This window comes from Pseudomonas inefficax (assembly GCF_900277125.1).
Classification (GTDB): domain Bacteria; phylum Pseudomonadota; class Gammaproteobacteria; order Pseudomonadales; family Pseudomonadaceae; genus Aquipseudomonas; species Aquipseudomonas inefficax.
This window is the reverse complement of the sequence record NZ_OPYN01000184.1, coordinates 66,867-84,302: the sequence shown is the minus strand read 5'-3', so window position 1 is coordinate 84,302 and position 17,436 is coordinate 66,867. Positions and strand designations below refer to the sequence as shown.

Sequence of the window (17,436 nt, the reverse complement as noted above, 5' to 3'; positions counted from 1 at the left end):
GGTTTCGTGGTGCTGGCGCTGATCGTGCGCCGGCGTCGCGGTGCGGCCGTGCAGGGCGCCAACGAGTTGTCTGCCGAAGAACGCGAGCGTCTCGCCAAATTGCTGGAAAAAGAACAGACCCATGATTGAATTCTGGCTTAGCGCGGGCCTGCTGCTGCTCGCTGCCCTCAGCTTCCTGCTGATCCCGATCCTGCGTGGCCGTGGCCGCCAGCAGGAAGAAGACCGAACTGCCCTTAACGTGGCCCTTTACCAGGAACGCGTCGCCGAACTGGCTGCCCAGCAGGCCGCCGGCGTGCTCGACGAGGCGCAGATGGCCAAGGGCCGTGACGAGGCCGCCCGTGAGCTGCTGGCGGATACCGAGGGTGCCGAAGCCCCGCGCCAGGGGCACCTGGGCAAGGCCCTGCCGTTGCTGGCGGCGCTGCTGGTGCCGCTGCTGGCATTGGGTCTGTACCTGCATTTCGGTGCGGCCGACAAGGTGGAGCTGACCCAGGAGTTTGCCGAGGCGCCCAAGTCGATGGAAGAAATGACTGCCCGCCTGGAGCGGGTGGTGCAGGCCCAGCCGGATTCGGCCGAGGCGTTGTACTTCCTGGGCCGAGCCTACATGGCCGAGCAGCGCCCCGCCGATGCCGCGCGTACCTTCGAGCGCGCCGTGAACCTGGCCGGTCGCCAGCCCGAATTGCTCGGGCAGTGGGCACAGGCGTTGTACTTCGCGGCCGACAAGAAATGGAGCCCGCAACTGCAGGCGCTGACTGACGAGGCGCTGAAAGCCGACCCCAACGAAGTGACCAGCCTGGGCCTGCGTGGTATCGCTGCCTTCGAGGGCGAGCGTTACCAGGAAGCCATCGATTACTGGAAGCGCCTGCTGGCGCAGTTGCCGGAAGGTGATGCCTCGCGAGCGGCGCTGCAGGGCGGTATCGATCGCGCCGCCGAGCGCCTGGGTGGATCGCCGGGGCAGGCGGCGCCCGTGGCGGCTCGCTTGAAGGTGCGGGTGGAACTGGCGGCGGCGTTGAAGGACAAGGTCAAGCCGGATGACACGGTGTTCATCTTCGCCCGCGCCAGTAATGGCCCACCCATGCCGCTGGCGGCCAAGCGGGTGACCGTGGCGCAATTGCCGATCGAGGTGGAATTGTCCGACGCCGACGCCATGATGCCGCAGATGAAACTGTCGGACTTTGCCGAAGTCCAACTCGTTGCACGTGTATCACGCGCTGGCCAGCCAACCCATGGCGAGTGGATTGGCCAGGGCACGCCACTGCCCAGCGCCACCCAGGCCATCCAGCACCTGACCATCGACAGCCCCGACCCGTAAGAGAGCAATGCCATGCACAGCATCGTCCGCCTGACCCTGATCACCCTCGTCCTGGGTTTGTCTGCGTGTACGGTGCGTGAGCCGTACGAGCAGCCCGAACCACCGATCGAGCGCCTGCCGCCACAGCCGGGGCCGGCGGTGAAGCCCTTGCCGGACAGGCAGCCGGCCCCCGCGCCGAGCAAGCCTGCGGCCACGCCAAAGCCGATGCCACGCACCTCGGCCAGCTTCGCGCCGCCACCTGGCGGGGCGAGCCATTGGGACCCGAAGCTGGGTGTGTATGTGCTGGAGAAGAAGCCCAATACCTTCTACCGCCAGCGGACCTACTACCGCTTCGACAACGGCTGGAGCTGGTCGCTGAGCCCGGACGGGCCGTGGCAGGAAACTGACAGCAGCGGTGTGCCGGGTGGTCTGGGGCGAGCGTTCGCCCAATAATTGCAGCGTTGCCGTTGCCGTTGCCGTTGCCGTTGCCGTTGCCGTTGCCGTTGCCGTTGCCGTTGCCGTTGCTTTTAAGCGCACGATAGTTCAGGCGCCGCAGATTGCGACTTCAGGAGGCCGAGCGAAGGGACTGCGGAGGGAGGTGACGGGCATGGATGCCCGTCAAGCGCTGAGGCCCCATGGATGGGGCCTGCAGCGCGTACTCCCGGGAGCAGGCCCGTAGCGAGGGGACCCCGGAGCGAAGCGTAGGGGCCGGATGATAGGAGCCAGCGTTTTTTGGTTACTTTTTGTCGCGTTTGACAAAAAGTGACCCGCCGTAAGGGCGGAAAGGTGATTAAGTGCCACCTTCGAAAATGAATGTTGACCTTGTTGTTGATGCTCACGCTTGAAAGCGAAGAGCGAAGAGCGAAGAGCGGAAAAGTACTGGTTTTGATATCGCGCATAGTCCATTTACGATGGCGACGCTGACTCACCTTTTCGCCCTTACGGCGAGTCACTTTTTGCCAAACGCGGCAAAAAGTAACCAAAAAACGCTGCGCTCCCATCATCCGGCCCCTCCGCTACGCTACAGGGTTCCCTCGCGCCGGTCTTGCTCCCGGGAGTACGCGCTGCAGGCCCCATCCATGGGGCCTCAGCGCTTGACGGGCATCCATGCCCGTCACCTCCCTCCGCAAAACCTCTGCTCAGCCTCCTGAAGTCGCGAAGATCAAGATCAAGATCAAGATCAAGAGCAAGATCAAGATCAAGATCAAGAGCAAGAGCAAGAGCAAGAGCAAGATCAAGATCAAGAGCAAGAGCAAGAGCAAGAGCAAGAGCAAGAGCAAGAGCAAGAGCAAGAGCAAGAGCAAGAGCAAGATCAAGAGCTAAGCAGAACAGTGCAGTTTCACCTCTTTATTTCGGTTGACTGTACTGGCCGGTGACTCCGCATAATGTCGCCTCGAACTGACCCGGAGGTGGCATGCACAAGACAGTCCTGGTACTGGTGGAAACCGTCGATGATTACCTGCCCATGCTGGAGCAGGCTGGCTACCGTCTGATCCGTGCCCCTTCGCCGCAACTGCGGGAGGAGGCCATCCGCCGCCATGCCGATGAAATCGATGCCGTGCTCACCCGCGGCCCGCTGGGCCTGACTGCCAGTGAAATCGACGCTCTGCCCAAGCTGCAGATCATCTGCGTGATCGGTGCCGGCTACGAGCAGGTCGACCTGGCCGCCGCCGCTGCGCGCGGCATCACCGTCACCAACGGCGCCGGGGCCAATGCCGAGGCGGTCGCCGACCACAGCCTTGCCCTGCTGCTGGCGTTGTTGCGCGATATTCCCCGCGCCGATGCCAGTACCCGCCGTGGAGAATGGAACCGGGTGATCAGCCCTTCGGTGAGTGGCAAGCGCCTCGGCATTCTCGGCCTTGGTGCGGTAGGCCTGGCTATCGCCAGGCGTGCCAACCTGGGCTTTGCCATGCCCGTCAGCTACCACAACCGCACACCGCGACAGGATGTGCCCTACACCTGGTACGACAGCCCGCAGCACCTGGCCGATGCTGTCGACATCCTGGTGGTGGCCACCCCCGGCGGTGCCAACACTCACCACCTGGTCGATGCACAGGTGCTCGAGGCCTTGGGCCCCGAGGGCTATCTGGTGAATATCGCCCGCGCCAGCGTGGTCGACACCAAGGCCCTGGTAGCCGCGCTGCAGCATGGCCAGCTGGCTGGTGCAGCACTGGATGTGTTCGACGACGAGCCGGCGGTACCCGATGCCCTCAAGGCCCTTGGCAACACCGTGCTCACCCCCCACGTGGCCGGCCAGTCGCCGGAGGCAGCGCGCGACACGGTGACCTTGGTGCTGCGCAACCTGCAGGCGTTCTTTGCCGGCGAAGCCGTGTTGACCCCGGTAAGCCAGTAACCCTTTTCATACATCTGCCTGGCAGCGATCGGGCAACAAGGAGTGTGTGCATGCAACTTGAAATCTTCCAGGTCGATGCGTTTTCCGCCGAACCGTTCGGGGGCAACCCGGCGGCAGTGATCCCGCTGCAAAGCTGGCTGCCGGACGACGTGCTGCAGCGCATCGCCGAAGAGAACAACCTGTCGGAAACTGCCTACTTCGTGCGCAACGGCGAAACCTTCGACCTGCGCTGGTTCACCCCGACCGTGGAAGTCGACCTGTGCGGCCATGCCACCCTGGCCTCGGCCTATGTGTTGTTCGAACAGCTGGGCGAGCAAGCACAAGTGCTGCGTTTCAACACCCGCAGTGGTGAGCTGCGGGTCAGCCGCAACGCCGACGGTTCGCTGGCCATGGACTTCCCGGCCAAGCAGCCGGTCGCCGTGGACATTCTGCCGGGCCTGTTGCAGGCGCTGGGCCTTGGCCAGGCACAGGCGCTGTACCGCAGTGACGACTATGTGGTGGTGATCGATGACGCTCTGTCGCTTGACACCCTGAAGCCGGATTTCGTTGCGCTGTCGGCTTTCGATGTGCGCGGTATCGCTGTTACCGCGGCAGGCCGTGGCTTTGATTTCGTCACCCGCTGGTTCGGCCCGCGGGTCGGCGTGAACGAAGACCCGGTGACGGGCTCGGCGCACACCTCGCTGGCGCCAATATGGGCTGAGCGTCTGGGCAAGAACGTGCTGAGCTGCGAGCAGGGCGGGGGGCGCAAAGGGCAGCTGCAGTGCGAAGTGCCGGGTAACGGCCGGGTGATCATCAGCGGGCGGGCGGCACTGTACATGCGCGGTACTGTGTACATCTGACCTGGGTAACTGCCTTGTGCTACCTGTGCCGGCCTCATCGCCGCAAGCCAGCTCCCACAGGTACTGCACTGGCCTGAGAGCGGCGCGGTCGGTGTGGGAGCCGGCTTGCCGGCGATGAGGCCGGTACAGGCGTCTATACTGGCTGGCCCATCTTCCGCTCAAGGAGCCAGCCATGCCCCTGGAAAAACACGGCACCTGCCTGTGCGGCGCCACACGGCTCAAGGTCACCGTCGACAACACCCATATCAGCGCCTGCCACTGCAGCATGTGCCGCAAGTGGACCGGCGGCCCTTTGCTGGTGGTGCACTGCAGCCAGCCGCCAGTTATCGAAGGGCGCGCGCCCAGCGTCTATGAGTCTTCCGATTGGGCCCAGCGCGGTTTTTGCGGCCAGTGCGGAACCCACCTGTACTACCGGCTCAAGGCCAATGACTTTCACGCCGTACCGGTCGGGCTGCTCGACGGCGACCAGGCGTGGGATTTCGACCTGCAGATCTTCGTCGAAGAGAAACCCGCCTGGTATTGCTTCGCCAACCAGACCAAGGAACTGACCGGCCAGGAAGCCTTCGAGCAGCTCGGCTGATCAAGAGCGGGCTTGCCAAACCGTTGCATACCTGAGAAAAGGGCGGCTTTGTTTCCAGTGTTGGAGGATGCCCCGTGAGCCAGGAACTGCAGATCATCGACCTTGTGGAGGGGGATGGCAAAGCCGCCGTCAAAGGTGCCCTGATCACCACCCAGTACACCGGCTGGCTGGCCGACGGCAGCGAGTTCGACTCCTCCTGGTCACGTGGCAAACCGTTCCAGTGCGTGATTGGCACCGGCCGGGTAATCAAGGGCTGGGAACAGCTTTTCAGTAAATGACACTGCGGTGTATGCTGCCCTTTTTGCGCAGCAGGAAGCAGGTCGATGCCAGCCGCCATACCCTACATTCGATTCAGCAGTGCCCGTCAGGCAAGCGGCACCAGTACCGAACGCCAGCATCAAATGGTGATGGTTTGGATGGGTCAGAACCCTGACTACACCCTGTCTGACCTCACCTATCGAGACCTTGGCAAGAGTGGGTACCATGGTGAGCACATCAAGGATGGTGGCGGGTTCGCCAAGCTGCTTGCCGCTGTAAAGGCCGGGGCGATCAAGACCGGTGACGTTGTTCTAGTTGAAGCAATCGACCGTGCAGGGCGTATGGAAACCGCCGATATGCTTGGTGATTTGATATTGCCAATTCTTCGTGCTGGAATTTCTATCGTAACCCTAGACGACAACACCGTTTACACGAAAGACAGCATCAACACACCTCAAATCCATTTGCTGATGGCAAAGATACAAGCTGCATGGTCGTATTCAAAACAACTGAGCGACCGTATCACTGCCAACTATGGAATCAGAAGACAAAAAGCTATGGATGGGGAGCCGGTAAAACGGTGGGTGCCGATCTGGTTAACTGTCGAAGGCGAGTTGAAAAAGAACATTGCACCGTACATTCGGCAAGCCTTTGAATGGTATGTGAGTGGCATTGGCAAGACCACAATCGCTAATCGTCTGCGAGCTAGTGGTGAAGTTGAGTTGGCAACGTGCTCAGGTCCAACTGTCGAAGCTTGGTTGCGCAACAAAGCAGCTATTGGCTATTGGGAATATCATAAAGGTAAGGAAGACGCACAAGATATACCGAATGTTTACGAGCCTGTTGTAACTCCTGAGTTGTTCATGCAGGCACAACAGCGTAAGAAAGCGGTAGCGACTAAGCCTAGAGAACGCACGTCAAAGCACTTCCTTGTAGGGTTGGTAAAGTGTGGAGCATGCGGATCAAACTATATCCTTCATCACAAGGATGGTAAGCCTAATAACCTACGGTGCGGGACATATCATCGGTTGAAGAAGGCAGGATGTACAAACGATGAAACCATTCCCTATCAGGTTGCGGTTTATATCTACTCATTGACGGCCACGCACTGGGTAGATAAGGCGATGCAGCAAATCCAACTTACAGTTAATGACAAGCGAAAGCTAGTACTGACAACTGAGCGAGATGCTCTGACAGCGACGATTACGAACCTTACTGAAAAAGCAGCTGCACTTAATATCCCTGAGTTGTGGAAGAAGCTAGAAGATGAAAGTAATCGGCGTAAGGTCGTAGAGGATGAGCTTGCGGTGTTGGAACGTACACCAGATGCTGGTGGTGGGTTTGGTGCTGTTCTTTCGCAAGATCAAATGATGATACATGACCCAATTCAGCTTAGTTCTCTGTTGAAGCAAGTCGAATATTCGATTGTCGTTTATCCGAACAAACTGTTGAAGGTTGCTGGTGAACTATATCCGTGGATGTACCTTGGACCCAAGCGTAAACCAAAAAGCAACGTTACGCTAGGTTATCGAATCATGTACTTAGGGGAGGAAACAATAATCTCCCCTGACGTTCCTGCAACCTTGGAATGGGGTAAGCCAACTGATAATCCAGTTGAGCAAGTGAGGTATATGTTGCGTCGCTCTTACAAGCTTATATCAGCACCTGAACCATTTGAATATGCGTATGTTCCAGAAGCATAGCGGAAGCAGTTATTAAATTTTCCATAAAATCGATAAAACATTTACAACGGGTATTGACAAATTTCGACGGCGGTTGCTATTATTTAATTAATAGAGCTCAGAAATATTTCTTTTGCTCTCAAGGTATCCTCTAAGCCTTTCCCCAAACAATCCTGTGCTTCTCCTCCCTTCTTGTCGCAGGGTTGTTCGCGAGTGAGTCAATTTCCCCTTTGGTTGACTTGCTCGCACTTATCTCCTAGGCCTCAATCATTGCACCCCAGTGAGTCATCGCTGAGCCAGTGATTGGGGTTTCTTTTTGCTCACGTAAATTTGTGTTCGTTATACGAACTACTACTACTCATTACCCCTGGAGGTGTAAATGACGAATACCCGTGTCTGCTGTATTTGTAACATTCCCCTTAAGACGAAACGTCGAGATGCTCGCACTTGCTCCAGCTCTTGCCGTGGACGTTTGTTTCGGTCAAATCGTGCTGAATCCGTGTTGGTAAGGTTTCGTGTACCACTTGCTGCCTATACCAATCTCGCTGTTGTCGCACTTCGTGCTGACAAGTCGATCAATCAATACCTGAGTGAATTGGTGGTCAAGCAGCATGGCTAACTATTTCGTGATAAACCGACCATCTAACCTAGTAACCCATGTAATGACGTCATCGTATAGCCCTGCTGATACAAAGCTTCTTAAATTCATCGTGGCGAGCGATAAAGCACTGACCACGTATTACAAGTGGTGTAAGCGGAACCCAGGCCTTCACCCTGATGTCGGTGAGCTGATGATGAAGTCACCTTACTTTAAGGAAAAAGTATGTAATGGGAAAACTGGGCAAGCTAACCCTCGAACCTATCGAGTTCGAGACGTACCTACCGAGAAGCACCTAGATCGAGAAGAACAAGTAAAGATTTGGATTGCACAGAATCCGGAAGCCCATGAGTATGATCTTGATGCTGCTCTTTACACCGGCATTGTGGCTGCTAGGGCCTACCTCAGTAAATACAACCCATAACGAAACAATGCGGCCTGTAGAGGCTTAAAAGTGGCAACCTAACCACGTGTACCAGTTGCCAGTTTTAAGCCTCTGTAGCCCTTGATTTGCGTGGCATGAATGGCTGTTTTCAGCCATGTCTCAGACAATTTCAGAAGGAAAATCAAATGACCTTAACAACTACCTATGACGTTGAGCGTTGGCTAGCACTGGAACAAGTCAAGCATTACCAGAAATTGAAGGCGGCGGCAGCTGCCACAGGTAACAAAGTTGAATACAGGCGTTGCCTTGACGCAATCGACATCATCAAAACACAATTCGGGCTGTGATTGGATGAGCTATTTCTACGCCATGATTGAGCGAGCTAAGGCACGTTCAACTACTACTGATGATGCCAAACCAACCGGGGTCGCCACACCGACAACTGCTGTATCAGACGCTAATAGCTCAGTTGATGTATGGCAAGAATACTGTACCAATTTGCTGAAGGTCTACCGCACCCACATGAATCAAAAAAGGAAATGAAAGAATGAAAGAAAAAATCATAATCCAAGGCGCTCCCCCTAAGTGGAATCAAGCAGAATATGAATCCAAGGTTGAGGGTTGGATTCGAATGTATCGAGGTACCGAGCAGTCAATGGAGCGTGTGCGGGCAACTTTCGAGCACGACCTGTTGCAAGCCGTCATTGATAAATCCAAAGAAGGCTATACGGTGGCCGTCAACAAGCATGTGTTCCATGGTGAACTGGCTCATGAGGTCTGGATGGTTAAGCCTGAATCTCAGCAAACCCAAGACATTGAAGTCATTAAAGCTAAAGTTAAAGCTGAATACGTTGCCCACTTAGAAGCTGAACATGCACGGTATCAGGACCTGCTTCGTCAGCAACTGATTCAGACACTGGAAGAGAAGGAACGAAAAGCTGCTGAAGAAGCTAAGGCCAAGAAGTTGGCCAAAATTGAAGCTGAGGTTCAAGCTTGTTATGCTCCCCTAGAGATTCCAGAGTAAAAACAGAGTGAATACAGGAAGTGGCTGTCACTGGCTTATGCGGGTGACGGCCTTTTTTGTGCCTACGATTTGGTTTCACCCCGATGTTGGTTGGGGATGATCGGTGTTGGTGTTTAGCACAATCTATTTCCTATCCCTTTTATTACTCAATTCATCATTTTAAACAGAACCTCGGAAAGATAGTCACCGGCTCCAGGTGGGGATAGGGTTATAACGTATTCTCCTGCGACTCTGAGCACGATTTCGTCTTCGATAAGGAAGGGATAGCGGGGTTCACATCACCACGCTGTAATCGCTTATATGAGCCTCCTGTAAAGCCTGTGCATTCTGGATAGTGGACATGCCCCCAAACGACAGTGAATAACAGGATCAGATCGGTGCTTGCCTTACCGCACTACTAATGCAAAAATGCTGAGTTTTTTGAGAAATGACCAGCACCGCCAGCACCAGATGGTACGGGGCGTAGAGGTATCTCATGGCACCCGAGTCTTCCGGTCCTAGTATAGGAGGGGGACTCAGCTTAGAGAGAGGTGTGTTAGAGAGAGGTGTGTCTTTAAAAAGGAAGGTGTAGTGAGCGAGACAACAGAAGAAAAGACAAAGAGAAGATACCTAACGGTATTCAAGGGTAATACATGGAGTTATCAGTGTTCGGTGTTCTATGACGACCCAACACTGAGTCATGGCTTGCTGAATGACATGGTAGCGTTCAAGCAGAGGTTGCGTAGGGTTTATCCAGATCAACCGTTCCTCATTCGGATACAGACGATGAAGAAAGGCGCAGCCCCTACACAAGCCTACTTGACGATGTTCACCACCAAACCAGTGGATGGCTTGCAGGATGTTGCGGACAAGACATTTCCATCACTGATGAACGTGATGGATCAGGCTCTCTCAGTATCCAAGCTGGATACGATTGCTGACACCATCGAAAGACAGAGGCCACATGACCTGTCGAAGTTCTTTGGTAAGGGTAAGGTGAATCGCTGGACGGTGTTGAACAAGCCGTTGCTGATCAAGCGAGAAGCATCTGACGATTTGGATTGGTAACAGATGGATTCCCCTACACCAGCCCATCAGATTCCCCTACACGACGATTCGATACTTACCATCACCAGCCCATCAGAGGGTTTGGTGATGATGGATCGTTGGCAATCCATCGCATGTTTGTATTCGTTAGGGTGCACCCTTGCGACTACAGTCAGCTGAATACAGTGCCCCTGCCTTTTCCGTATTCATTAGGGTTGACTTGATGCTTGAATACACACATAATCCAAGCATCTAGAGTTAAATGAATACAGAGGGCAAGGAAATGGCAAAGGTCGGATACATTCGCGTTAGTTCGCTGGACCAGAACACCGAGCGTCAGCTTGATGGTGTCGCCCTGGACAAGGTTTTCACCGACAAGCTGAGCGGTGCGACAACAGACCGCCCTCAGTTACAAGCACTGCTTGAATACGTCAGGGAAGGTGACAGCATCGTTGTTCACAGCATTGACCGCCTTGCCCGCTCACTGGTGGACCTGCTCAAGCTGGTGGAAGACCTGACTAAGCGTGGCGTACATATCTGCTTCCACAAGGAAAAGCTGGAGTTCACTGGTGAAGACAACCCGACCCAGCACCTAATGCTGTCGATGATGGGTGCAGTGGCTCAGTTTGAGCGCTCGATGATTAAGGAGCGTCAGCGTGAAGGTATCGCCAAGGCGAAAGAGAAAGGCGTCTATAAGGGCCGGACTAAGACCGTGGATGACGATGCGATCCGTGCCGCTATCGCTGAAGGGCAATCGTTCCGTAAGGCTGCTGAGAGCCTAGGTGTTAGCCTGAGCACTGTGCAACGTGCAATGAAGGCAGTGTAAAGCGATTACAGGGCCTTTCACTGTACCTAGTACCCATTTGCCAATTTCAATAAAACGCCCCGCATTGGCCGTATTTGGAGCCTTGTGGGGCGTTTCCGTTTGTGATGCAGGGATTTTGAAAAAAGATTAGGCCTACCCGCATTGGCATTTGGCTTGCTATCGAGCCGTGGTGCTGAATCGCTGGGGATTTCTGACCATTGGGATATCTAGGCCGCATATGAATGGGCTGGCTGAAATTGGGGTAAAATCGCAGCATTGATCATTCCTCCCCCCCCACCTCATTGTTAGCGCTCTTTATCTGTTAACAGCTGAACAATCGCGCCCGCGTCGAAAATCGAAAGCTCCAAGGGTTCACTACCGTCAATCTGCACAGAAAGGTCTACTGATTTTTTCCGGTCGTAATGGCGAGCAGGACCGCTTGGCACCACATTTCCTTGGTATACCACTACTTTACCAAGCTTAGAAAATTCCTCTGCGACAGCTCTCAAAACACGGGACCTAGCGATGTCGGTGTGCTTTAGGATTTCTCCAGGAATCTCGATTCCTCCCTCTTGCTCCTTGCCCTCCCATACATAGAAGTAGTTCACTGCTTGGCAGTGATTTTGGTCTGTCATGCCCTATCTCCTTGATTTACGTGACGGTACTGACGCTGATGCGCAGGTTAGCATGATGCCACCATAAGGCTTAGATAGTAGCGGATTTTCACCCAACACGATTTGGCCTGATCGGCCCAAATCCAAATCCAGATTCTGAAATTGGGGGTGGTAGTCTGAGCTCAGCACCTTCCCGTTGAGGCTTCCACATGGACAAAGCAACCACCGCAGATGCACTTGAACTGCTCCACCTCAACCAGACGGCCATACGTGCAGCAATCGAGGAGGTCAGTACATGGATACGCCAACGTGGGTCTGTCAACGTTCACGACAACGTTATGACGGCCTTGCAGGTTCTGGATACCAACGCCGGGGCGATCACCAACGTCATTGAGCGTCTACGTGATTGAGTCATGGTGTCATTTACAGAATTCTTGGGATCAAGGCCTGATGGGGATGCGCGTGGGCGGTAAGCGCAAGCTGCTGGTACCGGCGCATCTGGGCTATGGCGAGCGCAGCGTGGGGGCGATTCCGCCGAATTCGGATTTGACCTTCGAGGTCGAATTGCTGGAAGTGCTGACGCGGGATGATTGAGTGGCCGTATTGCAACCCGATGTTCTTGCGCCCTACACATTTCAGCAACACCCTTCCTCTAATCTAGGCCTTGCCTAGGGAACGGCATCCACCTCCAGGGAGGAACCAAACGGGTTAAGGGCACTCTCACCCTCACTCGTTGCCAAGGACGGCATTCACTACAAGGATGCCCTGCCGTGCTGTTGGCGGGGTGATGTGGCGGGTCAACCCGATTTTTCTGTCACACGAGCCTGCCTTGATGAAGTTGCCAACATTCTTCCGCCGTCGTCGTCACTGGTTGCTGAGCCTGGTGCTGACGGCCGTCGCTGTACCGCTGGCATTGGAGGCTGTCGAAAGCCGGGCGCAACCGGTGGATGGCACCCAGACCCTTGTGTTCCTGCGCCACGCCGAGAAGCCGGGCGAAGGGCTGGGCCAGTTGAACTGCCAAGGCCTGAACCGTGCGCTGGACCTGGCTACCGTGCTGCCCGAGCGCTTTGGTAAGGCCGACTACGTGTTCGCTGCCAACCCCTCACGGCATGTCGAGGAAGGCAGCAAGGATGAAAGCTACAGCTACATTCGCCCGCTGATGACCATCAGCCCCAGCGCCATTCGCCTGGGCCTGCCGGTAAACATCGACTATGGCGCCAACGACACCGAAGCGCTGGCCGAAGAGCTGCTGCGCGACAAGTACCGTAACGCGACCGTGTACACCGCCTGGTCGCACGGCTACCTCCCCGACCTGATCAATGCCGTGGCTGGCAAGGCCCTGGGTGAAGAGCGGGTGATCACCGAGGACTGGAGCGGTGACGACTTCGACACCCTCTACGTCCTCACCCTGACCTGGCACGACGGCAAGGCCAGCCTGCTCAGCCGTAACGTGCGTCAGGGCTTGAATGATGGTGCGCATAGCTGCCCGACTTGATCCGTTGGTGATGGTTTGCCTGTACCGGCCTCTTCGCGGGCTTGCCCGCTCCCACAGGTACTGCACTGGCTTGAAAGCAATGCGGTCCCTGTGGGAGCGGGTTTACCCGCGAAGAGGCCAGGTCCGGCGAAAGATGCCTAACGGCCGAAGCGCATCGGCCAACCCACCACCTTCTTTGCTCGTGGCGTGGCATAGGTACGTACCTTGGAGGTAGTCAAGCCCATGCGCACCAACGATTCGGCAATGGTCACCGCCGCGCTCACGCCATCCACCACCGGCACGCCGGTGCGCTGGCGGATCTGCTCGTCCAGCCCGGCCATGCCGCCGCAACCCAGGCAGATCACCTCGGCCTTGTCGTCACGCACGGCGCGTTCTGCCTGCTCGACAATCGCCTCCACGGCGCGCTGCGGGTCGGCTTCCAGCTCCAGCACCGCCAGCCCGCTGGCCCGCACCGATGCGCAGCGGTCATACAGGCCGGAGAGCTTCAGGCGGTCTTCGATCAGCGGCACGGTGCGGTCCAGGGTGGTCACCACCGAGTAGGCATGGCCCAGGTACATCGCCGTGCTGGCGGCGGCATCGGTGATGTCCACCACCGGCACGTTCAGCAGTTCCTGCAGGCCTTCGCGGCCATGCTCGCCGTAACCCGCCTGGATCACGGCGTCGTAAGGGCCTTCGTAAGCCAGCACCCGGTCCATCACCGCGATGGCGGCCAGGTAACTTTCAAAGTTGCCTTCCACCGACTCGGCACCGAACCATGGGGTGAGGCCGATGATTTCGGTGCCGGGCGCGGCCACCGCACGGGCCTGTTCGGCAATGGCTTCGGTGATGGCTTCGGTGGTGTTGACGTTGGCGATCAGAATGCGCATGGGTAGTCCTCCCTGGTCAATGGCTGCTGTGGTCAACGGCGATGCATTCGCCGCTGACATCGTGGTAATGGCGTTTGCGTGGGGCGATCAGCAGGTACAGGGCGGCGGCGATGCCGGCACCGATCAGCCAGGAGAACGGCGCCACACCGTGGAAGTTGGGCACCAGGGCCAGCACGATGGCCAGCATTGCAGCCGGCACGAAGGCGGCCACCGCGCGCAGGTTGATGCCCCTGGTGTAGTGGTAGGCGCCGGCCGGGTCTTCGCTGTAGAGCTGCGGCACGTTGATGCAGCCTTTGCGCAGCAGCCAGTAGTCGGACATGATCACCCCGTACAACGGGCCGAGCAGGGCACCCAGGCCGGACAGGAAGTACACGATCACCAGCGGGCTGTTGTACAGGTTCCACGGCAGGATCAGCACCGCCAGGGTGGCGCTGATCAGCCCGGCGCGGCGGAAGTTCAGGTGGCGCGGTGCCAGGTTGCTGAGGACGAAGGCCGGGGCGACGAAGTTGGCCATGATGTTCACCGCCACGGTGACGATCAGGAAGGCCAGGCAGCCCAGTACCAGGAATGCTGTGCTGGGGATGGCGGCGACGATCTGGGTCGGGCTGTCGATGATCTGTCCATTGATCTGGAACTGCGCGCCGCACAGCACCACGGTGATCATGGCGAACACCAGGATGTTTACCGGCAGGCCCCAGAAGTTGCCGACGCGGATGGTCTTGCGGCATGGCGAGGAGCGGGCGAAGTCACAGAAGTTCAGCACCAGGGTGCCGTAGATCGCCAGCCACAGCGCGCCGCCGGCAAAGATGTTGCGCCACATCTCGTAGCCGGTCAGCGGCTCGGCCACCGACCAGGCGATGCGGGCGTCGGCCTTGAAGTACATGAACACCGCCAGGGCGGCGACAGTCAGCAGGATCACCGGGCCGGCAAAGGCCTCGTAGCGGCGCACCATCTCCATGCCGTAGGCCAGGATCACCAGCTGCACCAGCCAGATCGACACGAAGCATACCCAGCCCAGGCTCGACAGGCCAAGGATGCTGTCATGGTCATAGGTTGCCATTTGCGGCCATACGGCGGTGAGCAGCACGCGCAGCACCACCGAAGCCAGGTAAGTCTGGATGCCGAACCAGGCGATGGCGATGACCGCGCGAATCAACGCCGGTACCTGCGCGCCGTGGATGCCGAAGGCGATACGGCTGATGACCGGGAACGGCACGCCGGTCTTCTGCCCCATGTAGCCGGACAGGTTCATGAAGAAGTACACCAGCGCCGCACCGATGGCCAGCGACAGCAGGATCTGCCAGCCGCCCAGGCCGAGGGCGAACAAGCCCATGGCGAACGAGTAGTTGGCGATGTTGTGCACATCGTTGGTCCACAGCGCGAAGATGCTGTAGCCGCCCCAGCGGCGCCCTTCGATGCGCGTCGGGGCGAGGTCGCGGTTATGCAGGCGCGGGCTAAGGGCAAGTTCCGGCTGGCTGCCGGCGAGAGGGGAAGCGGGGTGGGTGCTGGCGACGGATAGGTCAGGGGCAAGGTCGAGGCTGGTACTCATTCCGGCGGGCTCCTGATGCACGTGGACTGCGATGAGCGGGCATGCGCACGGGCTCGCCATCTCGTCGGTGCAGCGTTGGCATCTCAGGTTTGGGGCGCGGCGGCCGATGTTGGGTCGGCGTCGCGGGTTCTTGTGTATTTATGTTTTGCTCAGTTTGTATACAAAACACGAACACACAAAAGCGAGTTCCATGCCAAGGGAGAAGCAACTTTCAGCGGGCCATCATTTTGAATCTATCTTGTTGAAATATAAGTTTATGAAATGAAGAGAATATAAGTTGACCAAATGAACAGGTTTAAATTTTTCGAGGGTGATTTAGTTGATCGTTTGGTCAAAATAAGTTGTGGGAAGTGTGTAACGTAATGGGGCGTGATCTTGGTAAGTGCACACAAAAACGGCACTTATGGTGACATTCTTGTGTACAAAAAATAGTCAGCTTTTTCCTGTGCCGGCCATTTCGCGGGCGCGCCCGCTCCCACATGGACCGCACAGCATCCAGGACTGTGGAGATCCTGTGGGAGCGGGCGTGCCCGCGAAGAGGCCAGCACAGGAATAAATCAATCCATCGGCGGCAACCGCCGCTTCACCGGGCTTTTCTTGATGATGGCGGTGTTGGTCTCGGCCAGTACATTGATGCGGTCGAGCAGGGTGTCCAGCTGTTCCATCGAGCGCACATGCAGCCGGGCAATGAAGCAGTCCTCGCCGGTGACCTTGTCGCATTCGGTGAATTCCGCAATTGCAATGATCTGCCGCTCCACCTCCTGCAACTGCCCCGGTAGCGGGCGGATGCGCACGATGGCCTGCAGCTGGTAGCCAAAGGCGCGCGGGTCGACCTCTACGGTGTAGCCGCGTAGCACGCCGCGTTCCTCCAGGCGGCGCAGGCGTTCGCTGACGCTGGGTGCGGACAGCCCGCTGATCTGCGCCAGGGCCTTTAGCGAGCGGCGCGAGTCTTCCATCAGTGCATTGATCAGCAGTTGGTCGATGGCATCGGTCATGGTCACCCTCATAAGGTCGTTCGTATGATTTGCCTTGATAGTAAAGGTACTTCGGCAAATCTACCTTCGATATCCGCTGGAAGGCCTCCCGGAAACATTTGCATACTGTTGCCGTCATCGACAGGAGGTGTGAAATGGATAGTTCGTTGCGCCGTGGTTCGCTGGAAATGGTCGCCGCCATGCTGATTTCCGGGACCATTGGCTGGTTCGTGCTGGTGTCCGGCCAGCCGGTGCTCGAGGTGGTGTTCTGGCGCTGCGTGTTCGGTGCCGTGACCTTGCTGGCGATCTGCGCTGGGTTCGGCTTCCTGCGGCCGGGGGTGATCAGCCGCACGGCGTTCCTGCTGGCGATCGCCAGCGGTGTGGCCATCGTCGGTAACTGGGTGCTGCTGTTCGCCTCCTACTCGCGGGCGTCGATTGCCATCGGCACGGCGGTGTACAACGTGCAGCCGTTCATGTTGGTGGGGCTGGCGGCAGTGTTTTTGGGCGAGAAGATCACCGTGGCCAAGGTCACCTGGCTGAGCGTGGCGTTCCTCGGCATGCTGGCCATCGTCAGTGCCCATGGCGCGGGGCAGGGTGGCGGCGGGGACTATTTGCTGGGCATTGCGCTGGCGCTGGGGGCGGCCTTCCTGTATGCCATCGCGGCGTTGATCATCAAGCGCCTGAGCGGCACCCCACCGCACCTGATCGCGCTGATCCAGGTGGCCACGGGGGTGCTGTTGCTGGCACCGTGGGTCAAGCTTGGCGGGTTGCCGGTGGAAGTGCCGGCGCTGGCCAGCCTGGTGACCTTGGGCATGGTGCACACCGGCTTGATGTATGTGTTGCTGTACAGCGCCATCCAGCGCTTGCCCACGGCGTTGACCGGGGCACTGTCGTTCATCTATCCGATTGCGGCGATTCTGGTGGACTGGGTGGCGTTCGGGCAGCGATTGGCACCTTTGCAGTGGCTGGGGGTAGCGTTGATCCTGCTGGCTGCTGCGGGCATGCAGCAGGGGTGGTGGTTCCGGCCCAAGGCAATAGCGGTCAAGAGCCATTGAGGTCGCTTCGCGGCCTATCGCCGGCAAGCCAGCTCCCACAGGGAT

General features: G+C 57.5%; 19 protein-coding genes and 3 pseudogenes. 18 read left to right on the top strand and 4 right to left on the bottom strand.

Translation table 11 applies throughout. The features are described from left to right. The 14 genes and pseudogenes from JV551A3_RS22710 to JV551A3_RS22640 all read left to right on the top strand — a co-directional run. Positions 1 to 129: pseudogene (locus JV551A3_RS22710) on the top strand (cytochrome c-type biogenesis protein CcmH); the annotation flags it as partial. Then, positions 122 to 1,309, top strand: coding sequence for a c-type cytochrome biogenesis protein CcmI (ccmI, locus tag JV551A3_RS22705; protein ID WP_133974340.1), 1,188 nt, complete (start codon positions 122 to 124; stop codon positions 1,307 to 1,309). The pseudogene JV551A3_RS22710 and the gene ccmI, both read left to right, overlap by 8 nt. Before the next feature lie 12 nt (positions 1,310 to 1,321). Next, on the top strand, positions 1,322 to 1,741 hold the full coding sequence (locus tag JV551A3_RS22700; protein ID WP_133974338.1) for a hypothetical protein: 420 nt from the start codon (positions 1,322 to 1,324) through the stop codon (positions 1,739 to 1,741). 654 nt (positions 1,742 to 2,395) lie between these two features. Continuing rightward, positions 2,396 to 2,611, top strand: a complete 216-nt coding sequence (locus JV551A3_RS22685) for a hypothetical protein (RefSeq protein ID WP_166674290.1) — start codon at positions 2,396 to 2,398, stop codon at positions 2,609 to 2,611. A gap of 91 nt (positions 2,612 to 2,702) precedes the next feature. After that, positions 2,703 to 3,641 carry a 2-hydroxyacid dehydrogenase gene (locus JV551A3_RS22680; RefSeq protein ID WP_133974334.1) on the top strand — a complete coding sequence of 313 codons (939 nt, stop codon included), beginning with the start codon at positions 2,703 to 2,705 and terminating at the stop codon, positions 3,639 to 3,641. 50 nt (positions 3,642 to 3,691) lie between these two features. Then, positions 3,692 to 4,480 (top strand): PhzF family phenazine biosynthesis protein, encoded by a 789-nt coding sequence (locus tag JV551A3_RS22675; protein ID WP_133974332.1) that lies wholly within the window; start codon positions 3,692 to 3,694, stop codon positions 4,478 to 4,480. Between the two features lie 172 nt (positions 4,481 to 4,652). After that, positions 4,653 to 5,060: a GFA family protein gene (locus tag JV551A3_RS22670; protein WP_133974329.1), complete on the top strand. Its 408-nt coding sequence runs from the start codon at positions 4,653 to 4,655 to the stop codon at positions 5,058 to 5,060. 74 nt (positions 5,061 to 5,134) lie between these two features. Further along, positions 5,135 to 5,323: pseudogene (locus tag JV551A3_RS22665) on the top strand (FKBP-type peptidyl-prolyl cis-trans isomerase); the annotation flags it as partial. A gap of 60 nt (positions 5,324 to 5,383) precedes the next feature. After that, positions 5,384 to 7,021 (top strand): recombinase family protein, encoded by a 1,638-nt coding sequence (locus JV551A3_RS22660; RefSeq protein WP_133974327.1) that lies wholly within the window; start codon positions 5,384 to 5,386, stop codon positions 7,019 to 7,021. 590 nt (positions 7,022 to 7,611) lie between these two features. Continuing rightward, positions 7,612 to 8,022, top strand: a complete 411-nt coding sequence (locus JV551A3_RS22655) for a hypothetical protein (protein WP_133974325.1) — start codon at positions 7,612 to 7,614, stop codon at positions 8,020 to 8,022. A gap of 146 nt (positions 8,023 to 8,168) precedes the next feature. Next, a complete protein-coding gene (locus tag JV551A3_RS30770; protein WP_166674289.1) occupies positions 8,169 to 8,330 on the top strand; it encodes a hypothetical protein in 162 nt (53 codons plus the stop codon). Between the two features lie 200 nt (positions 8,331 to 8,530). After that, positions 8,531 to 9,007: a hypothetical protein gene (locus tag JV551A3_RS22650; RefSeq protein WP_133974321.1), complete on the top strand. Its 477-nt coding sequence runs from the start codon at positions 8,531 to 8,533 to the stop codon at positions 9,005 to 9,007. 570 nt (positions 9,008 to 9,577) lie between these two features. Further along, positions 9,578 to 10,054: a hypothetical protein gene (locus JV551A3_RS22645; protein WP_133974319.1), complete on the top strand. Its 477-nt coding sequence runs from the start codon at positions 9,578 to 9,580 to the stop codon at positions 10,052 to 10,054. A 262-nt stretch (positions 10,055 to 10,316) separates the two neighbouring features. Then, positions 10,317 to 10,859 carry a recombinase family protein gene (locus tag JV551A3_RS22640; RefSeq protein WP_133974455.1) on the top strand — a complete coding sequence of 181 codons (543 nt, stop codon included), beginning with the start codon at positions 10,317 to 10,319 and terminating at the stop codon, positions 10,857 to 10,859. Between the two features lie 284 nt (positions 10,860 to 11,143). Here JV551A3_RS22640 and JV551A3_RS22635 read toward each other — a convergent pair whose 3' ends face one another. Further along, entirely contained in the window at positions 11,144 to 11,473 is a 330-nt protein-coding gene (locus JV551A3_RS22635; protein WP_133974317.1) for a hypothetical protein, read from the bottom strand. 188 nt (positions 11,474 to 11,661) lie between these two features. Between JV551A3_RS22635 and JV551A3_RS22630 the strand changes: the two genes are divergently transcribed. The 3 genes and pseudogenes from JV551A3_RS22630 to JV551A3_RS22620 all read left to right on the top strand — a co-directional run bounded on the left by JV551A3_RS22630 (position 11,662) and on the right by JV551A3_RS22620 (position 12,947). Then, positions 11,662 to 11,862, top strand: coding sequence for a hypothetical protein (locus tag JV551A3_RS22630; protein ID WP_133974315.1), 201 nt, complete (start codon positions 11,662 to 11,664; stop codon positions 11,860 to 11,862). Between the two features lie 25 nt (positions 11,863 to 11,887). Then, a pseudogene (locus JV551A3_RS22625) lies at positions 11,888 to 12,046 on the top strand (FKBP-type peptidyl-prolyl cis-trans isomerase); the annotation flags it as partial. 238 nt (positions 12,047 to 12,284) lie between these two features. Further along, the gene (locus JV551A3_RS22620) at positions 12,285 to 12,947 is read left to right on the top strand and encodes a lytic transglycosylase domain-containing protein (protein ID WP_133974313.1); all 663 of its coding nucleotides are present in this window, start codon (positions 12,285 to 12,287) and stop codon (positions 12,945 to 12,947) included. Positions 12,948 to 13,084: 137 nt separating this feature from the next. Here the strand turns inward: JV551A3_RS22620 and JV551A3_RS22615 are convergent, their stop codons facing one another. The 3 genes from JV551A3_RS22615 to JV551A3_RS22605 all read right to left on the bottom strand — a co-directional run bounded on the left by JV551A3_RS22615 (position 13,085) and on the right by JV551A3_RS22605 (position 16,357). Beyond that, entirely contained in the window at positions 13,085 to 13,813 is a 729-nt protein-coding gene (locus JV551A3_RS22615) for an aspartate/glutamate racemase family protein (RefSeq protein ID WP_112253054.1), read from the bottom strand. 16 nt (positions 13,814 to 13,829) lie between these two features. Then, positions 13,830 to 15,362, bottom strand: coding sequence for an NCS1 family nucleobase:cation symporter-1 (locus JV551A3_RS22610; RefSeq protein ID WP_133974311.1), 1,533 nt, complete (start codon positions 15,360 to 15,362; stop codon positions 13,830 to 13,832). 557 nt (positions 15,363 to 15,919) lie between these two features. Next, positions 15,920 to 16,357 carry an Lrp/AsnC family transcriptional regulator gene (locus tag JV551A3_RS22605; RefSeq protein WP_112253052.1) on the bottom strand — a complete coding sequence of 146 codons (438 nt, stop codon included), beginning with the start codon at positions 16,355 to 16,357 and terminating at the stop codon, positions 15,920 to 15,922. Positions 16,358 to 16,491: 134 nt separating this feature from the next. On the opposite strand from JV551A3_RS22605, the gene JV551A3_RS22595 reads away from it, so the two are divergent. After that, entirely contained in the window at positions 16,492 to 17,391 is a 900-nt protein-coding gene (locus JV551A3_RS22595) for a DMT family transporter (protein ID WP_133974309.1), read from the top strand. The last annotated feature ends 45 nt before the right edge of the window (positions 17,392 to 17,436 follow it).

Bases quoted from the DNA above. Each gene is read 5' to 3' on its own strand.
- ccmI (WP_133974340.1), top strand. From the start codon at position 122: ATGATTGAATTCTGGCTTAGCGCGGGCCTGCTGCTGCTCGCTGCCCTC.
- JV551A3_RS22700 (WP_133974338.1), top strand. From the start codon at position 1,322: ATGCACAGCATCGTCCGCCTGACCCTGATCACCCTCGTCCTGGGTTTG.
- JV551A3_RS22685 (WP_166674290.1), top strand. From the start codon at position 2,396: ATGCCCGTCACCTCCCTCCGCAAAACCTCTGCTCAGCCTCCTGAAGTC.
- JV551A3_RS22680 (WP_133974334.1), top strand. From the start codon at position 2,703: ATGCACAAGACAGTCCTGGTACTGGTGGAAACCGTCGATGATTACCTG.
- JV551A3_RS22675 (WP_133974332.1), top strand. From the start codon at position 3,692: ATGCAACTTGAAATCTTCCAGGTCGATGCGTTTTCCGCCGAACCGTTC.
- JV551A3_RS22670 (WP_133974329.1), top strand. From the start codon at position 4,653: ATGCCCCTGGAAAAACACGGCACCTGCCTGTGCGGCGCCACACGGCTC.
- JV551A3_RS22660 (WP_133974327.1), top strand. From the start codon at position 5,384: ATGCCAGCCGCCATACCCTACATTCGATTCAGCAGTGCCCGTCAGGCA.
- JV551A3_RS22655 (WP_133974325.1), top strand. From the start codon at position 7,612: ATGGCTAACTATTTCGTGATAAACCGACCATCTAACCTAGTAACCCAT.
- JV551A3_RS30770 (WP_166674289.1), top strand. From the start codon at position 8,169: ATGACCTTAACAACTACCTATGACGTTGAGCGTTGGCTAGCACTGGAA.
- JV551A3_RS22650 (WP_133974321.1), top strand. From the start codon at position 8,531: ATGAAAGAAAAAATCATAATCCAAGGCGCTCCCCCTAAGTGGAATCAA.
- JV551A3_RS22640 (WP_133974455.1), top strand. From the start codon at position 10,317: ATGGCAAAGGTCGGATACATTCGCGTTAGTTCGCTGGACCAGAACACC.
- JV551A3_RS22635 (WP_133974317.1), bottom strand. From the start codon at position 11,473: ATGACAGACCAAAATCACTGCCAAGCAGTGAACTACTTCTATGTATGG.
- JV551A3_RS22630 (WP_133974315.1), top strand. From the start codon at position 11,662: ATGGACAAAGCAACCACCGCAGATGCACTTGAACTGCTCCACCTCAAC.
- JV551A3_RS22620 (WP_133974313.1), top strand. From the start codon at position 12,285: ATGAAGTTGCCAACATTCTTCCGCCGTCGTCGTCACTGGTTGCTGAGC.
- JV551A3_RS22615 (WP_112253054.1), bottom strand. From the start codon at position 13,813: ATGCGCATTCTGATCGCCAACGTCAACACCACCGAAGCCATCACCGAA.
- JV551A3_RS22610 (WP_133974311.1), bottom strand. From the start codon at position 15,362: ATGAGTACCAGCCTCGACCTTGCCCCTGACCTATCCGTCGCCAGCACC.
- JV551A3_RS22605 (WP_112253052.1), bottom strand. From the start codon at position 16,357: ATGACCGATGCCATCGACCAACTGCTGATCAATGCACTGATGGAAGAC.
- JV551A3_RS22595 (WP_133974309.1), top strand. From the start codon at position 16,492: ATGGATAGTTCGTTGCGCCGTGGTTCGCTGGAAATGGTCGCCGCCATG.